16 protein-coding genes are annotated in these 15,821 nt (G+C 70.2%); 7 read left to right on the top strand and 9 right to left on the bottom strand.

Annotation, left to right across the window (positions count from 1 at the left end):
* The 4 genes from uraH to ACFYWS_RS14985 form a co-directional block, all read right to left on the bottom strand.
* On the bottom strand, window positions 1-390 hold the full coding sequence (gene uraH, locus ACFYWS_RS15000; protein ID WP_389275116.1) for a hydroxyisourate hydrolase: 390 nt from the start codon (window positions 388-390) through the stop codon (window positions 1-3).
* A complete protein-coding gene (uraD, locus tag ACFYWS_RS14995; RefSeq protein ID WP_389275113.1) occupies window positions 387-908 on the bottom strand; it encodes a 2-oxo-4-hydroxy-4-carboxy-5-ureidoimidazoline decarboxylase in 522 nt (173 codons plus the stop codon). The genes uraH and uraD overlap by 4 nt, the downstream gene beginning before the upstream one ends.
* A 160-nt stretch (window positions 909-1,068) precedes the next feature.
* Window positions 1,069-1,380 carry a helix-turn-helix domain-containing protein gene (locus tag ACFYWS_RS14990; protein ID WP_385762323.1) on the bottom strand — a complete coding sequence of 104 codons (312 nt, stop codon included), beginning with the start codon at window positions 1,378-1,380 and terminating at the stop codon, window positions 1,069-1,071.
* A 50-nt stretch (window positions 1,381-1,430) separates the two neighbouring features.
* A complete protein-coding gene (locus tag ACFYWS_RS14985; protein ID WP_389275110.1) occupies window positions 1,431-1,697 on the bottom strand; it encodes a hypothetical protein in 267 nt (88 codons plus the stop codon).
* 184 nt (window positions 1,698-1,881) lie between these two features.
* Between ACFYWS_RS14985 and ACFYWS_RS14980 the strand changes: the two genes are divergently transcribed.
* The 3 genes from ACFYWS_RS14980 to ACFYWS_RS14970 all read left to right on the top strand — a co-directional run bounded on the left by ACFYWS_RS14980 (window position 1,882) and on the right by ACFYWS_RS14970 (window position 5,375).
* Window positions 1,882-2,736, top strand: coding sequence for a TIM barrel protein (locus ACFYWS_RS14980; protein ID WP_389275107.1), 855 nt, complete (start codon window positions 1,882-1,884; stop codon window positions 2,734-2,736).
* Between the two features lie 101 nt (window positions 2,737-2,837).
* Window positions 2,838-3,734, top strand: coding sequence for a 2-hydroxy-3-oxopropionate reductase (locus tag ACFYWS_RS14975; RefSeq protein WP_389275104.1), 897 nt, complete (start codon window positions 2,838-2,840; stop codon window positions 3,732-3,734).
* A gap of 177 nt (window positions 3,735-3,911) precedes the next feature.
* Window positions 3,912-5,375 (top strand): catalase, encoded by a 1,464-nt coding sequence (locus ACFYWS_RS14970; RefSeq protein ID WP_389275101.1) that lies wholly within the window; start codon window positions 3,912-3,914, stop codon window positions 5,373-5,375.
* A gap of 1,250 nt (window positions 5,376-6,625) precedes the next feature.
* On the opposite strand, the gene gcl is transcribed toward ACFYWS_RS14970, so the two are convergent.
* Complete coding sequence (gene gcl, locus ACFYWS_RS14965; RefSeq protein ID WP_389275098.1) at window positions 6,626-8,413, bottom strand: glyoxylate carboligase; 1,788 nt, start codon at window positions 8,411-8,413, stop codon at window positions 6,626-6,628.
* A 241-nt stretch (window positions 8,414-8,654) separates the two neighbouring features.
* Here gcl and ACFYWS_RS14960 point away from each other — a divergent pair, with 241 nt between their 5' ends.
* Both ACFYWS_RS14960 and ACFYWS_RS14955 read left to right on the top strand, forming a co-directional pair.
* On the top strand, window positions 8,655-9,347 hold the full coding sequence (locus ACFYWS_RS14960; RefSeq protein WP_389275095.1) for a hypothetical protein: 693 nt from the start codon (window positions 8,655-8,657) through the stop codon (window positions 9,345-9,347).
* Window positions 9,348-9,387: 40 nt separating this feature from the next.
* The gene (locus ACFYWS_RS14955; RefSeq protein ID WP_389275092.1) at window positions 9,388-9,894 is read left to right on the top strand and encodes a GNAT family N-acetyltransferase; all 507 of its coding nucleotides are present in this window, start codon (window positions 9,388-9,390) and stop codon (window positions 9,892-9,894) included.
* Window positions 9,895-9,924: 30 nt separating this feature from the next.
* Here ACFYWS_RS14955 and ACFYWS_RS14950 read toward each other — a convergent pair whose 3' ends face one another.
* The 4 genes from ACFYWS_RS14950 to ACFYWS_RS14935 form a co-directional block, all read right to left on the bottom strand.
* A complete protein-coding gene (locus ACFYWS_RS14950) occupies window positions 9,925-11,535 on the bottom strand; it encodes an AMP-binding protein (RefSeq protein ID WP_389275089.1) in 1,611 nt (536 codons plus the stop codon).
* Window positions 11,536-11,671: 136 nt separating this feature from the next.
* Window positions 11,672-12,130: a pyridoxamine 5'-phosphate oxidase family protein gene (locus tag ACFYWS_RS14945; protein WP_389275086.1), complete on the bottom strand. Its 459-nt coding sequence runs from the start codon at window positions 12,128-12,130 to the stop codon at window positions 11,672-11,674.
* The gene (locus tag ACFYWS_RS14940; RefSeq protein WP_389275083.1) at window positions 12,127-12,318 is read right to left on the bottom strand and encodes a hypothetical protein; all 192 of its coding nucleotides are present in this window, start codon (window positions 12,316-12,318) and stop codon (window positions 12,127-12,129) included. The genes ACFYWS_RS14945 and ACFYWS_RS14940 overlap by 4 nt, the downstream gene beginning before the upstream one ends.
* Before the next feature lie 287 nt (window positions 12,319-12,605).
* Entirely contained in the window at window positions 12,606-14,147 is a 1,542-nt protein-coding gene (locus ACFYWS_RS14935; protein ID WP_389275080.1) for an AMP-binding protein, read from the bottom strand.
* A gap of 148 nt (window positions 14,148-14,295) precedes the next feature.
* Between ACFYWS_RS14935 and ACFYWS_RS14930 the strand changes: the two genes are divergently transcribed.
* Together ACFYWS_RS14930 and ACFYWS_RS14925 are read left to right on the top strand one after the other, a co-directional pair.
* Complete coding sequence (locus ACFYWS_RS14930; protein WP_389275695.1) at window positions 14,296-15,102, top strand: response regulator transcription factor; 807 nt, start codon at window positions 14,296-14,298, stop codon at window positions 15,100-15,102.
* Window positions 15,103-15,175: 73 nt separating this feature from the next.
* Window positions 15,176-15,820, top strand: coding sequence for a LysE family translocator (locus ACFYWS_RS14925; RefSeq protein ID WP_389275692.1), 645 nt, complete (start codon window positions 15,176-15,178; stop codon window positions 15,818-15,820).
* The last annotated feature ends 1 nt before the right edge of the window (window position 15,821 follow it).

Genomic DNA, 15,821 nt, shown 5'->3' with positions numbered 1-15,821 from the left:
CTAGCTCCCTCGGTAAACGGAGTAGCCGAACGGGTTGAGCAGCAGCGGCACGTGGTAGTGCTCACCCGGGTTCACCGCGAAGGTGATGGCAACCTCGGGGAAAAACGCGCCGCTGTCCCGATTCGCGGGGGCGTCCTGCTGCGCATCGGCTTGCTTCTTTTCGAAGTACGCCTCGGTCTCGAAGTCGAGGCGTACGTGGGTGGTGCCCTCCGGCAGCGCCGGCAGGTCCTTGCAACGCCCGTCCGCGTCGGTGGCCGAGCCGCCGAGCGCGCCCCATGCGGCGTCCGAACCGGCGCGCGCCGCAAGGGAGATGGTGACGCCCCCGGCGGGGCGTCCGATGCTGGTGTCCAGGATGTGCGTGGACACCGATGCGGTCGTTTCGGTGCTCATCGTGCTTCCTCTTCGATCAGGCTCGTCAGGCGAATGCGGTTGATCTTGCCCAGTTCGGTGCGGACGATCTCCCGCTCCTGGTCGGGCGTGTGGTCGATGCGCTCCTTGAGGGCACCGAGCAGCTGCTCCGCGCTCGCGCCGGTGGCGCAGATGAGGAAGACATGACCGAACTTTTCCTGGTAGGCCAGGTTGAGTTCGAGCATCTCCTTCTTGAGCTCCTCGGAGGCCCCCGCCATGCCGCGCTGCTCGCGCGAGGACGTCGGGTCGCCGGGCTTCGGGCGGCCGATCGGCGGATGCCCCGCCATCGCCTCTGCGAGGTCGTCGGCGGTCAGCTCCGCCATGGCGGCGTCACTGGCGGTGAAGAGGGTCTCTGCTGAAGCGAAGGGGCGCTGGGCGAGAAGCTTGCTCCCCCACGCCGATGAAGCACACACCTCGTGGAGCTCGGCTTGCGCCGCGCTCTCGTCCGAGGCGTTGAACCGGGTGATCCCCCGATGAATAGCTGGCGAACCTGAAGTCACGGGGTGCCTCCGTGGCCTTGTGCTGGACGGGCTGCAGATAGCTAACGCCCCGGGAAACACCACGTCAACACTTTGTTGAAAACTCGGAGCGACAAAAAACCGCCGTCCGGATATCGGACGGCGGCGTGGAGGCCTGCGGCAGGATCGACATCGTCCCAGGTCAGGGGGTCTTGTCCCGGTTCAGATAGTTGTAGACGGTGAAGCGGGAAACGCCGAGGGCGCCGGCCACCGTCTCCACACCGTGCCGTACGGAGAACGCTCCGCGCGCCTCCAGGAGCCGTACGACCTCCTGCTTCTGCCTGCGCTCCAGCGCGGACAGCGGCATTCCCTTGGTGCGCTCCATGGCGGCCAGGATGTGGTCGAGCGAGTCCGCCAACTGGGGCAGGCGCACGGCCACGACATCGGCCCCCTGCCACGCCAGCACGACATCGTCGGGGCCCGCGCCCTCCGGCGGCATCAGCTCCCCGCCCATGGCGTCGACCAGCGGCTTCACCGCCGTGATGAAGGCGTCCCCGGTGTCGTTCACGCGTCGTCACCCTTCCCCGTGGGGTCCCCCGCCACGTTGACCTGCAGCGAGATTCGCGTCGCCCCGTTCGCGAGGCTGCTGCGCAGCAGGGCGTCGACCGCGGTCAGCACCTCGTCCGCGCCGCCCTCCGCCGTGTTGCCGAACGGCCCCACGTCGACCTCGTCGAGATCGGCCGCCTCGATGACCCGGCGTGCCGCGAGCGCGTGCTCGGGCGCCTCGTCCAGGTCGAAGGGCTCCGTCGTGAACTCCACTCTCAATCGCACGCGTTCAACCTAACGTGCGCGGGCCGGTCGCCGGGAGCCGCCGTGGAGATCGGCGGGCGGGGCGAATTTCGACCGGCCCCCTTGACAGCCACCTGGACCTGGAGGCAATCTTCCATCACGCAGAAACGAACTTCCGTAATGCGAAAGTTCGCCGAATTCAAACCTGAAGGGAGCGCCGACCCCGATGCCCGTATTCGGATCGAGCACAGCTGCCGACCATCGCTTCAACGTCAACCTGTCGATCCTCTTCACCGAGCTCCCGCTCCTGGAGCGCCCCGCGGCCGCCGCCGCGGCGGGCTTCACCGCGGTCGAGCTGTGGTGGCCCTGGGTCGACGCCCCCACCCCCGAGCAGTCCGAGCTGGACGCCCTGCGCGCCGCGATCAAGGACGCGGGGGTCCAGCTCACCGGGCTGAACTTCTACGCGGGCCAGCTGCCGGGACCGGACCGGGGCGCCCTGTCGATCCCCGGCGAGGAGAGCGAGAAGTTCCGCGCGAACATCGACGTCGCGGCCGACTTCGCGCAGTCCCTCGGCTGCACGGCGCTCAACGCGCTGTACGGCAACCGCGTCGAAGGCGCCTCGGAGCAGGAGCAGGACGAACTCGCCCTGGAGAACCTGGTACTCGCGGCCCGCGCGGCCGACCGCGTCGGCGCCGTGCTGCTGATCGAGGCGCTGAACGCGCCCGAGTCGCCGAAGTGCCCGATCGTGAGCGCCCCCAAGGCGATCGAGATCGTGGACAAGGTGAACGCGGCGACCGGCCTCGGCAACGCCAAGTTCCTGATGGACCTGTACCACCTGTCCATGAACGGCGAGGACCTGCCGGCGATCATCGACGCCTACGCCGACAAGACGGCGCACGTGCAGATCGCCGACAACCCGGGCCGCGGCGCCCCCGGCACCGGCTCGCTGCCGCTGGACGAGCTGCTCGACCGGCTGAAGAAGGCCGGCTACGAGGGCTATGTCGGCCTGGAGTACAAGCCGGGCGACGCCCCGAGCGCCGAGTCCTTCGAGTGGCTGCCGCGCGAGCACCGCGCCGCCTGAGCCCACGGACGACGCCAACTCATCGACGTAATCCCGCTGTTACGGCTACAGCGTCACAGCTATGGCCACAGCGTTGCAGCTAAGCCTTAGGAGCATCCCTCATGAGCAACAACCTCCCCAAGGTCGCGTGGATCGGTCTCGGCATCATGGGCTCGCCCATGTCGGAGAACCTGATCAAGGCCGGCTACGACGTCACGGGCTTCACCCTGGAGCAGGACAAGCTGGACCGCCTCACGACCGCGGGCGGCACCGCCGCCAAGTCGATCGCCGAGGCCGTCAAGGACGCCGATGTCGTCGTGACGATGGTTCCGGCGTCCCCGCAGGTCGAGGCCATCGCCTACGGCCCGGACGGCATCCTGGAGAACGCGAAGTCGGGCGCCCTGCTCGTCGACATGTCCTCGATCACCCCGCAGACCTCGGTCGACCTCGCAAAGGCCGCCAAGGGCAAGGGAATTCGCGTCCTGGACGCCCCCGTCTCCGGCGGTGAGGCCGGCGCGATCGAGGCCGTCCTGTCCATCATGGTCGGCGGTGAGCAGGCCGACTTCGACGAGGCCAAGCCGCTGCTCGACGCGCTGGGCAAGACCATCGTGCTGTGCGGTCCGCACGGCTCGGGCCAGACCGTGAAGGCCGCCAACCAGCTGATCGTCGCCGTGAACATCCAGGCGTGCGCCGAGGCCGTGGTCTTCCTGGAGAAGTCCGGCGTGGACCTCAAGGCAGCCCTGGACGTCCTGAACGGCGGCCTTGCCGGCTCCACCGTGCTGACCCGCAAGAAGGACAACTTCCTGAACCGGGACTTCAAGCCGGGCTTCCGCATCGACCTGCACCACAAGGACATGGGCATCGTCACCGACGCCGCCCGCAATGTCGGTGCCTCGCTGCCCGTGGGCGCCACGGTCGCCCAGCTGGTCGCCTCGCTGCGCGCCCAGGGCGACGGCGGCCTCGACCACTCGGCGCTGCTGCGCGCGGTCGAGCGCCTCTCCGGCGACCAGCCCAAGTAGGCCCCGCCCCCAGACTTCCGGGCCGTGGCGGCGCTGACACCTGTCCTGTCGCGCCCAGGCGTCGCCGCGGCCCGGAACCCTTATTCGCATACCCATAACTTCAACAAACTGTTGACGTAGCAGTTCAGAGGTACTTACGCTCCGAACACCTCAGCAGTCACAGCACGGAAGGTCACGATGTCGAAGCGCGTGCTTACGACCGAGTCCGGCGCCCCCGTCGCCGACAACCAGAACTCCGCCACCGCCGGCGTCGGTGGCCCGCTCCTGCTCCAGGACCAGCACCTCCTGGAGAAGCTCGCCCGCTTCAACCGCGAGCGCATCCCGGAGCGCGTGGTGCACGCCCGTGGCTCCGGCGCGTACGGCTACTTCGAGGTGACGGACGACGTCACCGACTACACGTACGCCGACTTCCTGAACACGGTCGGCAAGCGCACCGAGGTGTTCCTCCGCTTCTCGACCGTGGCCGACAACCTCGGTGGCGCGGACGCCGTCCGTGACCCCCGCGGCTTCGCGCTGAAGTTCTATACCGAAGAGGGCAATTACGACCTCGTCGGCAACAACACCCCGGTCTTCTTCATCAAGGACCCGCTGAAGTTCCCCGACTTCATCCACTCCCAGAAGCGCGACCCGTTCACGGGCAAGCAGGAGCCGGAGAACGTCTGGGACTTCTGGGCGCACGCCCCCGAGGCCACGCACCAGATCACCTGGCTGATGGGCGACCGCGGCATCCCGGCGTCCTACCGCCACATGAACGGCTACGGCTCGCACACCTACCAGTGGACGAACGAGCAGGGCGAGGCCTTCTTCGTCAAGTACCACTTCAAGACGAACCAGGGCATCCGCTCGCTGTCGGCCGAGCAGGGCGCCGAGCTCGCGGGCAAGGACGCCAACTCGCACCAGACGGACCTGCTCCAGGCCATCGAGCGCGGCGTGAACCCGTCCTGGACCGTGCACGTCCAGCTGATGCCGGCGGCCGACGCGGCGGACTACCGCTTCAACCCGTTCGACCTCACCAAGGTGTGGCCGCACAAGGACTACCCGCTGCAGCGCGTGGGCCGCCTGGTCCTGGACCGCAACCCCGAGAACGTCTTCGCCGAGGTCGAGCAGGCCGCCTTCTCCCCGAACAACTTCGTTCCGGGCATCGGCCCCTCCCCCGACAAGATGCTCCAGGGCCGCCTGTTCGCCTACGCGGACGCGCACCGCTACCGCCTGGGCGTCAACCACACCCAGCTCGCGGTGAACGCCCCCAAGGGTGTCGCCGACGGCGCGAACAACTACGGCCGCGACGGTGCCATGGCCGCCAACGCGTACGCCCGCAGCCGCAAGAACTACGAGCCGAACTCCTTCGACGGCCCGGTCGAGACCGGCCGCCCGCTGGCCGCGCCGCTCGCGGTCAACGGTCACACGGGTACGCACGAGGCCCCGGCCCACACGAAGGACGACGACTTCTTCCAGGCGGGCGAGCTGTACCGCCTGATGTCGGAGGACGAGAAGGGACGCCTGGTCGCGAACATCGCGGGCGGCCTCTCCCAGGTCTCGCGCGACGACATCGTCGAGAAGAACCTGGCCCACTTCCACGCCGCCGACGCCGACTACGGCAAGCGCGTGGAGGAGGCGGTCCGCGCCCTGCGCGAGGACTGAGCCTCTTACTGGTAACCCCCAGACTGCGTACGAGGGTTGACGGGAGGTCTTCCCCCGTACGCAAGGCCCCGCGCCGTTCGCACGACCCGGATGAGGGGTGGTCGTGCGAAGGGTTGCGGGCGGACGAGGACCGCGGCGGCTTGTGCAGCGTACGAGCCAGTGCGGTGGTGAAGGTTCCTCCGCTCCCCTCTCGACCTGAGGGAGGGGAACGGAGAACCGTCGTACGTCAGCCGCCGCGGTCCCAGCCAATCCCCCGACGGGGTCCACCCGTTGGGGTTTCGGTTTCCCCGATCTCCGTCCGGTGGCGCGCATGCATGTTCCGCCAGTCGCGCGCCGTCGGACGGCAACAACCCTCCTCCGGAGCGAACCAGGGCCCCGGGTACGACTCCGTACCCGGGGCTCTCCCACGCCTCTGCCCTCCGGGCTGCACGGAAGCGTCACGCCGCCCGGACCGAACGTCACGGGGTCGTCCCGTTCCACGGTGGGGCGGGCTGCCCGGGCGGGGGCGTCCCGTTCCACGGCTGGGACGTGCCGCTCACTCCGACCGGCTCAGCTTCGTCTCCGCGCGCATCGCGCCGCTTCCGTCCTCCTTGCTCAGCTCCAACCCACCCGCCCCCTCCGGGGGCGTCGGTTCGCCGGGGCTGGGCGCCGTGCCGAGGGCTGGGCCGGCCGATGTCACGGTCTGGCGGGGGCGCTTCGATCGGCCCTGCCGGAGGCGAGGCCGACGCGGTAGGCCGTGCCGAGTGGGCAGCCCGGGTGCCGGTGGGCCGGGGAGCGGTTGGTCGACCGCTGCGGGACGGTACAACCCCGGGCCGAAGCCCCGCAGTTGTGAGTCAGAGGGCAGCGGCCTATGCCATCCATGAAGCCCGCCCCCGGCAAAGCGCCAACCACGGCCCGGCGCAGCCCGGGGAGCGGGGGCCGAGCCCGCTCCCCGGCGAAGAACCGACGCCGCACGCCCATCACCGCCCCTCCCGAGCCGCGGACGGCCGAAGCCCCCGGAGGGGGCGGGTGGGTGGGAGGTGAGCGGGCGACGGCAAAGTGCTGCGCACGGGCCGAAGCCCGCGGAAGCGGCGGGGCGCTGGGAATTCAGCGGGCGCCGGCGCGGCCGGACGAAGACCGGCGTCGCACACCCATCACGCTACCCACAGTGCCGAAGCCCCCCGGAAGCGACGGGTCGGTGCCCCCGGTACAACCCAGGGCGGGCCGCCGGTTCTCGTGGAACCGGCGGCCCGCCCTGGGAGACGTACGGGTCAGACCTTCAGCGGCAGGATCGCCGTAGGCGCATGCCCCGGCTCCGTAGCGAGCTCCTCGAATTCCTTGACCGCGCTGATGTCCGCGGTCGGGCTCATCGAGATGTTCGTGATGCGCTCCAGGATCGCCTCGACGACGACCGGGACCTGGAACTCCTGAGCCATCTTCTTGGCCTGCTCGAAGGCGGACGCCAGCTCGCTCGGGTCCGTCACGCGGATCGCCTTGCAGCCGAGGCCCTCGGCGACCTTGACGTGGTCGACGCCGTAGACGCCCAGCTCGGGGCTGTTCTGGTTCTCGAACTCCAGGTTGACCTGGAAGTTCATGTCGAGGCCGATCTGGGCCTGGCGGATCAGGCCCAAGTAGGCGTTGTTCACCAGGACATGGACGTACGGGATGCGGTGCTGCGCGCCGACGGCCAGTTCCTCGATCATGAACTGGAAGTCGTAGTCACCGGAGAGCGCCACGACCTGCGTGTCCGGGTCGGCCTTGGCGACGCCGAGCGCGGCCGGGATGGTCCAGCCGAGCGGGCCCGCCTGGCCGCAGTTGATCCAGTGGCGCGGCTTGTAGACGTGCAGCATCTGTGCGCCGGCGATCTGGGAGAGGCCGATCGTCGTGACGTACCGGGTGTCCTTGCCGAACGCCCGGTTCATCTCCTCGTAGACGCGCTGCGGCTTCATGGGGATGTCGTCGAAGTGCGTACGACGCTGGAGGGTCTCCTTGCGCTCCAGGTGCGAGGCGACCCACGCGGAGCGGTCCGGCAGCTCGCCCGCGGCCTTCAGCTCCTTCGCCACCTCGACGAAGAGCTCCAGCGCGGACCTGGCGTCGGAGGCGATCCCGTAGTCCGGCGCGAAGATCTTGCCGATCTGCGTCGGCTCGATGTCGACGTGCACGAACTTCCGGCCCTCGCGGTACACGTCGAGCTTGTACCCGGTGTGCCGGTTGGCCCAGCGGTTGCCGATGCCGAGGACGAAGTCCGACTCCAGGAACGTGGCGTTGCCGTACCGGTGACCGGTCTGCTGGCCCACCATGCCCGCGTTCAGCTCGTGGTCGTCGGGGATCGTGCCCCAGCCCATCAGCGTAGGAACGACAGGCGTGTTGGTGACCTCGGCGAACTCGACGAGCAGCTCGCTCGCGTCCGCGTTGATGATGCCGCCGCCCGCGATGATCAGCGGCCGCTCGGACTCGACGAGGAGCTTGACCGCCTTCTCGATCTGGGCGCGGCTCGCGGCCGGCTTGTAGATCGGCAGCGGCTCGTACGTCTCCGGGTCGAACTCGATCTCCGTCTGCTGGACGTCGATCGGCAGGTCGATGAGGACGGGGCCCGGGCGGCCCGACCGCATCAGGTGGAAGGCCTGCTGGAAGATGCCCGGGACCTGCGCGGCCTCCAGGACCGTCACCGCCATCTTCGCGACCGGCTTGGCGATCGAGGCGATGTCGACGGCCTGGAAGTCCTCCTTGTGGAGGAGGTGGCTCGGGGCCTGCCCCGTGATGCACAGGATCGGGATCGAGTCGCCCGTGGCGGAGTACAGACCGGTGATCATGTCGGTCCCGGCGGGACCGGACGTGCCGATGCAGACACCGATGTTGCCCGGGTTGGCCCGGGTGTAGCCCTCGGCCATGTGCGAGGCGCCCTCGACGTGGCGGGCGAGCGTGTGGTCGATGCCACCGCTCGCCTTGAGGTCCTTGTAGAAGGGGTTGATGGCGGCACCGGGCACGCCGAACGCGTTCGTGACGCCCTCGCGCTTGAGGATCTCAACGGCCGCGCGGGCGGCGGTCATTCGAGCCATGAGTGCTCCCGACTTCTGCTGTGACTGTGTACGGCTACGGCTACGGCTGTCGGATTCGCGCTCCCGTCGCGCCCCGCGGCGAGCTCTGAATTCCGTCACCCAGTCATCCGATCGACTTTCACGATGCGGAAACCAGGTTCTGCTATATGGAAGCAATGTAGAGGGGCGCTTTGGAGGCCGTCAAGGTGGATGATGAGACTCACGTCGATCCGTTTCCGGGCAGAACCGAGGGGGAGTTGTCATGGCCGAGCCCGCCCACCTGCGCTGCCCCACCTGCCGGCGCGAGCATCTGTACGCGCCCCAGGCCCTCCCCTGCGCCTGCGGCGCGCCCGTCGCGCCCCCGATGGTGCGCGGCGCCGCACCCGTCCCCGTCTCCGAGCGCACCTGGGACGACGACTGGGTGACGCTGCGCTGCCCGATGTGCGGACGGCACGACCGGTGGCCCCGCCCCGAGCTGGGCTGCGCCTGCGGCTCGCTGCTGCGCCTCCCCGTCCACGACGACCAGGCCCCCGCGCCCGCCCACATCCCGCTGCCGCGCACGGCCGCGCCCCCGCGCCCCGCGTTCCAGCCCGTCGCCATCCGCACCGCGCGCGACGCCGTGACGGCCGTGGCGCTGTATCTGCGCTGGCTCGGCTACGACGACGTCCGCAGAGCCGACCAGCGCCCGCCCTCCGGCATAGCCCTCGCCGCGAGCGGGGTCATCGCCCAGGTCGAGCCGTCGGTGCGGCCCGCGACGCTGCGCGACGTGGAGTGCCTGTGGCTCCAGTCGATGACGGAATCCGCGGCCTGCGCCTATTTCTCACTGGCGGGTTACGCGGACGAGGCCGGCACCCGCGCCAACGCCCTCGGCGTCCCGCTGTTCGTCCTCGACCTGGCCGGGGTGCCGCAGCCCGTGAACAGCCCGGCGGACGAGCTGATCGCGGGCGGCACGTAATCGCGGTGAGCGGGCCCCCGCACCCCGGCATACTCTCCAGGTGATCATTCGTAGCGCCGAACCCGCCGACCTCCCCCGCCTCCAGGCGATCGAGACGGCCGCGGGCCAGATCTTCCGTACGGTCGGCATGGACGCGGTCGCCGACGACGCGCCGCCCACGATCGCCGAACTCGACCGGTTCCGGCGGGCGGGGCACGCCTGGGTCGCGGCCGAGGACACCGGGACCGTGGTCGCCTACCTCGTCGCCGAAGTCGTCGACGACGCCTTCCACGTCGAGCAGGTCACCGTGCACCCCGATGCCGCCCGCCGCGGCGTGGGTCAGACCCTGATCGCGTGCGCCGCCGACTGCGCGCGCGACCAGGGCCTGACCGGTCTCACCTTGACCACGTTCGCCGACGTCGCCTGGAACGCCCCGTACTACGAGCGCCTCGGTTTCCGCCGGCTCTCCGGGGCCGCGCTCACACCCGGGCTGCGCGCGATCCGCGCGGCCGAGGCCGAGCACGGCCTGGACCGGTGGCCCAGGGTGTGCATGCGAAGGGAACTGTGAGCGTGAGCCCCCTTACTACGGTTGTCCGTTCTACAACTCCCCGTACCCCTCTCGGAGTTCCACCTTCCGGACCTTCCCGCTGACGGTCATCGGGAACCGTTCGAGAAGGCGCAGCCGGCTAGGGATCTTGTAATGCGCGAGCCGGTCGCGGCAGTAGGCACGCACCTCGTCGAGGGTCAGCGTGTCCGCGGGGTCGCGCAGGATCACACAGGCCAGCACCTCCTCGCCGTACTTCTCGTGCGGCACGCCCACGACCTGCACGTCGGCGATCTTCGGGTGCCCGTAGAGGAACTCCTCGATCTCGCGCGGGGAGAAGTTTTCGCCGCCACGAATGATCATGTCCTTGATGCGGCCGACGATCTGCGCGTAGCCGTCCTCGCGGATGACAGCGAGGTCGCCCGTGTGCATCCACCGGCCGGCGTCGATGACCTCGGCGGTCTTCTCCGGTTCGGCCCAGTAGCCGAGCATCACGCTGTACCCGCGCGTGCACAGCTCGCCGGGTTCGCCGCGCGGCAGCGTGACGCCGGTGACCGGGTCGATCACCTTGACCTCGATGTGCGGCAGGACGCGGCCGACGGTCCCGGTGCGGCGCTCCAGGTCGTCGTCGCGGCGCGTCTGCGTGGAGACGGGGGACGTCTCGGTCATGCCGTAGCAGATGGACACCTCGGCCATGTGCATCTCGGCGACGACCCGCTTCATCACCTCGACCGGGCACGGGGAGCCCGCCATGATGCCCGTACGCAGACTGCTCAGGTCGTACGTCGCGAAGTCCGGCAGGTTCAACTCCGCGATGAACATGGTCGGTACGCCGTACAGCGAGGTGCAGCGCTCCTGTTGCACGGCGCGCAGGGTGGCGGCCGGTTCGAAGGACGGGCCGGGGATGACGATGCAGGCGCCGTGCGAGGTGGCACCGAGGTTCCCCATCACCATGCCGAAGCAGTGGTAGAAGGGCACGGGCAGACACACCCGGTCCTGCTCGGTGTAGCCGACGGTCTCCCCCACCCAGTACCCGTTGTTGAGGATGTTGTGGTGGGAGAGCGTGGCGCCCTTCGGGAAGCCGGTCGTGCCGGAGGTGTACTGGAGGTTGACCGGGTCGTCGCAGGACAACTCGGCTTCGCGAGCCGCCAGTTGTGTGTCCGGGACGCTACTCCCGGCCGCCACCAGGGCGTCCCAGCTGCCCGTTCCGATGAAGACCTGGTCGCGCAACTCCGGGCATTCGGGAGCCACTTGCCGTACGAGCTCGCGATAGTCCGTGCCCTTGTGCCCGGTCGACGAGACGAGGAGCGAGGCACCCGACTGCTTGAGTACGAACGCCAACTCGTGCGCCCGGTAAGCGGGGTTGAGGTTCACCATGATCGCGCCGATCCGCGCGGTCGCGTACTGCACGAGCACCCACTCGGCACAGTTGACCGCCCAGATGCCGACGCGGTCCCCCTTGGCGACCCCACGGGCGAGCAGTCCGCGCGCCAACTCCCTTACATCGGCGTCGAATTGGGCGTACGTCCAGCGGCGACCGTCGGCCATGTCGACCAGCGCCTCGCGCTCGGGCCAGGCCTCGACGGCCCGCCGCAGGTTGCGGCCGACGGTGTCACCGAGGAGCGGCGCCTCGCTGGTTCCGTGCGCGTAGGAGAGTGCGGTCACCGGAAGTCCTCCTCGTGGTAGGTGGCGGCCGCCTCCTCGGTGGTGGCCTCTCGTCTCGCGGCATCGGCTCCAGCATGCACCGGGCACTGCTCGGCCGTCGCCCCTTCCCGCGGGCGGCGGGCCGGGCGGGGCCCGGTCAGCCGAGCCAATCGCCGTCCCGCATGAGCGTCCGTCCCGCCAGTTCGTTCGACTCGCGCCAGGCCTGGATGCGGCGCGGCACGATGCGGAAGTACTGGTACGGAGCGTCGGTCTCCTCCCGCGGGTCGAAGCCGGTCTTGGCGGCGAAGGCGTCGGCGGTCTGCGCACCGAGCTCGGCGACCTCCACCGGCTGGGCGTCGCCGTCGATGAGGACGACGTCCCGGGTGGGCCCCACGCCGATACGTACCCGGCTGTCGGCCAGCAGGTTGCGGCCGGTGATGGAGGCCCGCGGGGTCGAGACGAGGAGCGCGGAGCCGTCCCACAGGAAGGACAGCGGAATTAGGTGGGTGTCGCCCTGTGCGCTCGAAGTGGCGGCCCACAGGTCGACGTCGTTCTCCAGGCGGGCTCGGGTGTCGCGCAGTCGCTGCGCGAGCTCGCGCGGTGGCGTCTTCGTCATGTCCCCTCCAGGGTGTTCGGGTTGGTCCGGTGGCCGGCGTCGTGGTGCGCCGCCGCGACGGTGGTCAGGGCGGCGACGGCCCGGATCACCGAGATCATGTCGTGTTCACGGTGCGAGGCGAAGCGGACGCGTCCGCTCGGCAGCGGGAGCACGCGCACGCCGTGCCGGGCCGGTTGCCCGGCGCCCACGGTTCGCGCCCCAGCCCCAGCCAGGACCTCGGCACGCTCTCCAGCGGCCCGCCCACTGCCGCCCGGACGACGTATCCGTCCTGCCTCAGCAGGACGGCGCCGCCCGCGATGCCCGCGGCCTGTGCGGCCCGCACAACGCGCACCCCATCGGGCCGGACGCGGGCCGACCGGGCGTACTCAGCTCCTCGCTCCTCAGCAGGATCAGGACCAGGACCAACCGGCCGGACCGCCGCAGCCAGGCGCCTGCCGCGCGTGCCCGCACCCCAGGTCGTGTTGCGAAACACGACCTAGTTCACGCCCCGCTCCCACCCATCCCAGTACGGCTCCCGCAGCTTGAACTTCTGGATCTTGCCGGTGGCCGTCCGCGGGATCGAGTCCCGGAACTCCACGCTGGTCGGCGCCTTGTATCCGGCCATCCGCTCCTTGCAGTGCGCGACGATCTCCGCCTCCGAGACCGGCTCGCCCTCCGCCAGGACCACCAGCGCCTTGATCGTCTCGCCCCACTTCTCGCTCGGCACTCCGATCACGGCCACCTCGGCCACCGCCGGATGCCGGAAGATCACGTCCTCCACCTCGATCGACGAGACGTTCTCACCACCGGTGATGATCACGTCCTTCTTCCGGTCCGAGATCGTCAGGTGGCCGTCCGTCTCGTCGACCGTCCCGCCGTCGCCCGTGTGGAACCAGCCGCCCTCCAGGGCGACTTCACTCTCCTCCGGCTTGTCCCAGTAGCCCTCCAGGGCCGTGTTCGACCGGGCCAGCACCTCGCCCGTGCCGGAGACGTCCAGTTTCACGCCGAGCGCGGGCAGTCCCGCCCGCGCCAGCTTCCGCGCCCGCTCCTCACCGGGCAGGTGCGCGTCCTGCGGGCGCGTGCGGTTGAACGTCAGCAGCGGGGACGTCTCCGTCAGGCCGTAGATCTGCGTGAACTCCCAGCCCAACTCCTCCTCCACGCGCTGGATCAGCCTGCTCGGCGGCGGCGCGCCCGCGCACACGACCCGCACCCGGTCCCGGCCCGGAACCGGCCCCTGCCAGTCCGCCGCCGCATCCAGAGCCGCCTTCCACACCGCCGGCGCCCCGCACATCAACGTGACCCCGTGCTCGTCCACCCGGCGCAGGATCTCCCCGCCGTCCACCTTCCGCAGCACCACCTGCTTCACGCCCAGGCCGGCCATCACGTACGGCATGCCCCAGCCGTTGCAGTGGAACATCGGCAGCGTGTGCATGTAGACGTCCCGCTCCCACACCCGGGTGTGCAGGCCGAAGGTCAGGCCGTTGACCCAGATGTTGCGGTGGTTCAGCTGCACGCCTTTCGGGCGGGCGGTCGTGCCGGACGTGTAGTTGATCGTCGCCGTCGCGTCCTCGTCGGGCGCTGACCACGGGCGCGGCTCGACGCCGAAGCGCATCAGCTCCGTCTCCGTCTGCTCGCCGAGTACGAAACGGTGCCGCGCCTTGACGCCCGACAGCGCACCGTCCAGTTCCGGATCGACCAGGAAGGCGGACGCGCCGCTCTGCCGCACCATGTACTCGACCTCGTCCGGCTTCAGACGGAAGTTGAGCGGCACGCAGATCCGCCCGCTCATCGGGAGCGCGAACAACAGCTCAAGGAGACGGGACGAGTTGTGGCTCGCCACGGCCACCCGCTCACCCTCTCCCACACCCAACGCGTCGAACCCGGCCTGCCAGGCCCGGACCCGCTCGGCGAACGTCCCGTACGTCGCCGTGGGGACGACGGCCGCGGGCTGGCTCGGCTCGTCCACCACGCCGACGCTGTCCCTGAAGCCGAGTTCCGCCCGCTCCAGGAAATCCGTGATCGTCATGGGTACACGCATGGTCGTCGCCTCTTCACAGTCGTACCGTCGCGGGCCGTGTCTGCCATCGTGTAGGCAGTGACACAGGTCTCACCACCCCCATACGGGGGTGAACAGTGCGCGGCGAGGTGATGGACGGGTGAGCGCGGGAACGGCCGATGCGGTCGAGATGCGGGCCGCGTTGGTGCGGCTGCGCCGGGGCACGGGGCTTCCGGTGGCGTTCGGAGGGCTGACCGCCGACGCGGGGCGGGTGCGGATCGCCGAGTTCAGCGGCGCGGCGACCGGCGCGCTGCGCGGCCTCGGCGTGGCCGCGGGCAACGGCCTGGGCGGCAAGGCCCTCAGCCTCGCCAGGGCGTGCGCCGTCACCGACTACCAGGGCTCGCGGCACATCAGCCACGAGTACGACGCCGCGGTCGCGGCCGAGGGCCTGCACTCGGTCCTCGCCGTGCCCGTCGTCGTGCGGCGCCGGGTACGGGGTGTCCTGTACGGGGCGCTGCGCACGGCCCGGCCGCTCGGTGACCGGGCGCTCGACGCGGCGATGGCGGCGGCGCGGGACGTGGAGCAGGCGCTCGTGGTGCGCGACGAGGTCAAGGCCCTGCTGGCCGTGACGCGGGCCCCGGCCGCCGAGGACGCCGGGGCGTGGGAGGAGGTCCGGGAGGCGCACGGGGCGCTGCGGGCGCTCGCGCCGAAGCTCGTCGACCCGGCGCTGCGCTCCGAACTCCTCGCGGTGTGCGGCAAGTTGTCCTTGGCGTCGGATCCGGTGCGGCCCGCGGAGGCGCCGGTGACGCTCACGCCGCGGGAGGTGGATGTGCTCACGTGCGTGGCGGTGGGGGCGACGAACGCGGGGGCGGGCGAGCGGCTCGGTCTTCGCCCGGAGACCGTGAAGGGGTATCTGCGCTCCGCCATGCGGAAGTTGGGGACGCATACGCGGGGAGAGGCCGTGGTGGCGGCGAGGCGGGCCGGGATATTGCCGTAGGGGCGCCGGGGGCCGGGTGATTGTCAGTGGCGTGGGCTTGAATGGTCGGCGGGGGTGAGGAACGGTGACTGACATGGTGTCGATGGACCGGTACCTGGCGTTCGCGGCGATGTCGCTGCTGGTGATCGTGATTCCGGGACCCAGCGTGCTGTTCGTGATCGGCCGGGCGCTGGCGCACGGGCGGCGGACGGCGGTGGCGACGGCGCTCGGCAATGTTGTCGGCTCGTACCTGCTGGTGGTGGCGGTGGCACTCGGGGTCGGCGCGCTCGTGGAGCGGTCGGCGGGGCTGTTCCTGGCGGTGAAGCTGGCGGGCGCGGCGTACCTCATATATCTGGGCGTGCAGGCGTTCCGGCACCGGCGTGACCTGAAGGCCTCGGACATTCGGGGCCCGGCGGGACCCGCGCGCGGTGATCTGCGCACGGTGGTCGACGGGGTGCTCGTGGGTGTCACGAACCCGAAGGGCATCGTCTTCTTCGCCGCGGTGCTCCCGCAGTTCGTGAACCAGGACGCGGGTCACGCCACGACGCAGATGCTCCTGCTGGGCCTGGTCCCGATCTCCATAGGCCTGGTCACGGACACACTGTGGGGGCTCACGGCGTCGGCAGCGCGCACCTGGTTCGCGCGCTCGGACCGGCGGCTGTCGATGATCGGCGGGACGGGCGGCTTCGCACTGATAGGCCTCGGCGTGACGGTGGCGGCGACGGGCCGCGCGGACTGAG

Source organism: Streptomyces sp. NPDC002795 (genome assembly GCF_042888725.1).
Taxonomy (GTDB): Bacteria; Actinomycetota; Actinomycetes; order Streptomycetales; family Streptomycetaceae; genus Streptomyces.
Note: the sequence above shows the minus strand (reverse complement) of the source record. Positions and strands in the feature narration are given on the sequence as shown.

Excerpts from the sequence above, each read along its gene's own strand:
- ACFYWS_RS14980 (WP_389275107.1), top strand. The coding sequence starts at position 1,882 with ATGCCCGTATTCGGATCGAGCACAGCTGCCGACCATCGCTTCAACGTC.
- ACFYWS_RS14945 (WP_389275086.1), bottom strand. The coding sequence starts at position 12,130 with ATGACGAAGACGCCACCGCGCGAGCTCGCGCAGCGACTGCGCGACACC.
- ACFYWS_RS14925 (WP_389275692.1), top strand. The coding sequence starts at position 15,176 with ATGGTGTCGATGGACCGGTACCTGGCGTTCGCGGCGATGTCGCTGCTG.
- uraH (WP_389275116.1), bottom strand. The coding sequence starts at position 390 with ATGAGCACCGAAACGACCGCATCGGTGTCCACGCACATCCTGGACACC.
- ACFYWS_RS14975 (WP_389275104.1), top strand. The coding sequence starts at position 2,838 with ATGAGCAACAACCTCCCCAAGGTCGCGTGGATCGGTCTCGGCATCATG.
- ACFYWS_RS14990 (WP_385762323.1), bottom strand. The coding sequence starts at position 1,380 with ATGGGCGGGGAGCTGATGCCGCCGGAGGGCGCGGGCCCCGACGATGTC.
- ACFYWS_RS14930 (WP_389275695.1), top strand. The coding sequence starts at position 14,296 with ATGCGGGCCGCGTTGGTGCGGCTGCGCCGGGGCACGGGGCTTCCGGTG.
- ACFYWS_RS14960 (WP_389275095.1), top strand. The coding sequence starts at position 8,655 with ATGGCCGAGCCCGCCCACCTGCGCTGCCCCACCTGCCGGCGCGAGCAT.
- ACFYWS_RS14935 (WP_389275080.1), bottom strand. The coding sequence starts at position 14,147 with ATGCGTGTACCCATGACGATCACGGATTTCCTGGAGCGGGCGGAACTC.
- ACFYWS_RS14970 (WP_389275101.1), top strand. The coding sequence starts at position 3,912 with ATGTCGAAGCGCGTGCTTACGACCGAGTCCGGCGCCCCCGTCGCCGAC.
- gcl (WP_389275098.1), bottom strand. The coding sequence starts at position 8,413 with ATGGCTCGAATGACCGCCGCCCGCGCGGCCGTTGAGATCCTCAAGCGC.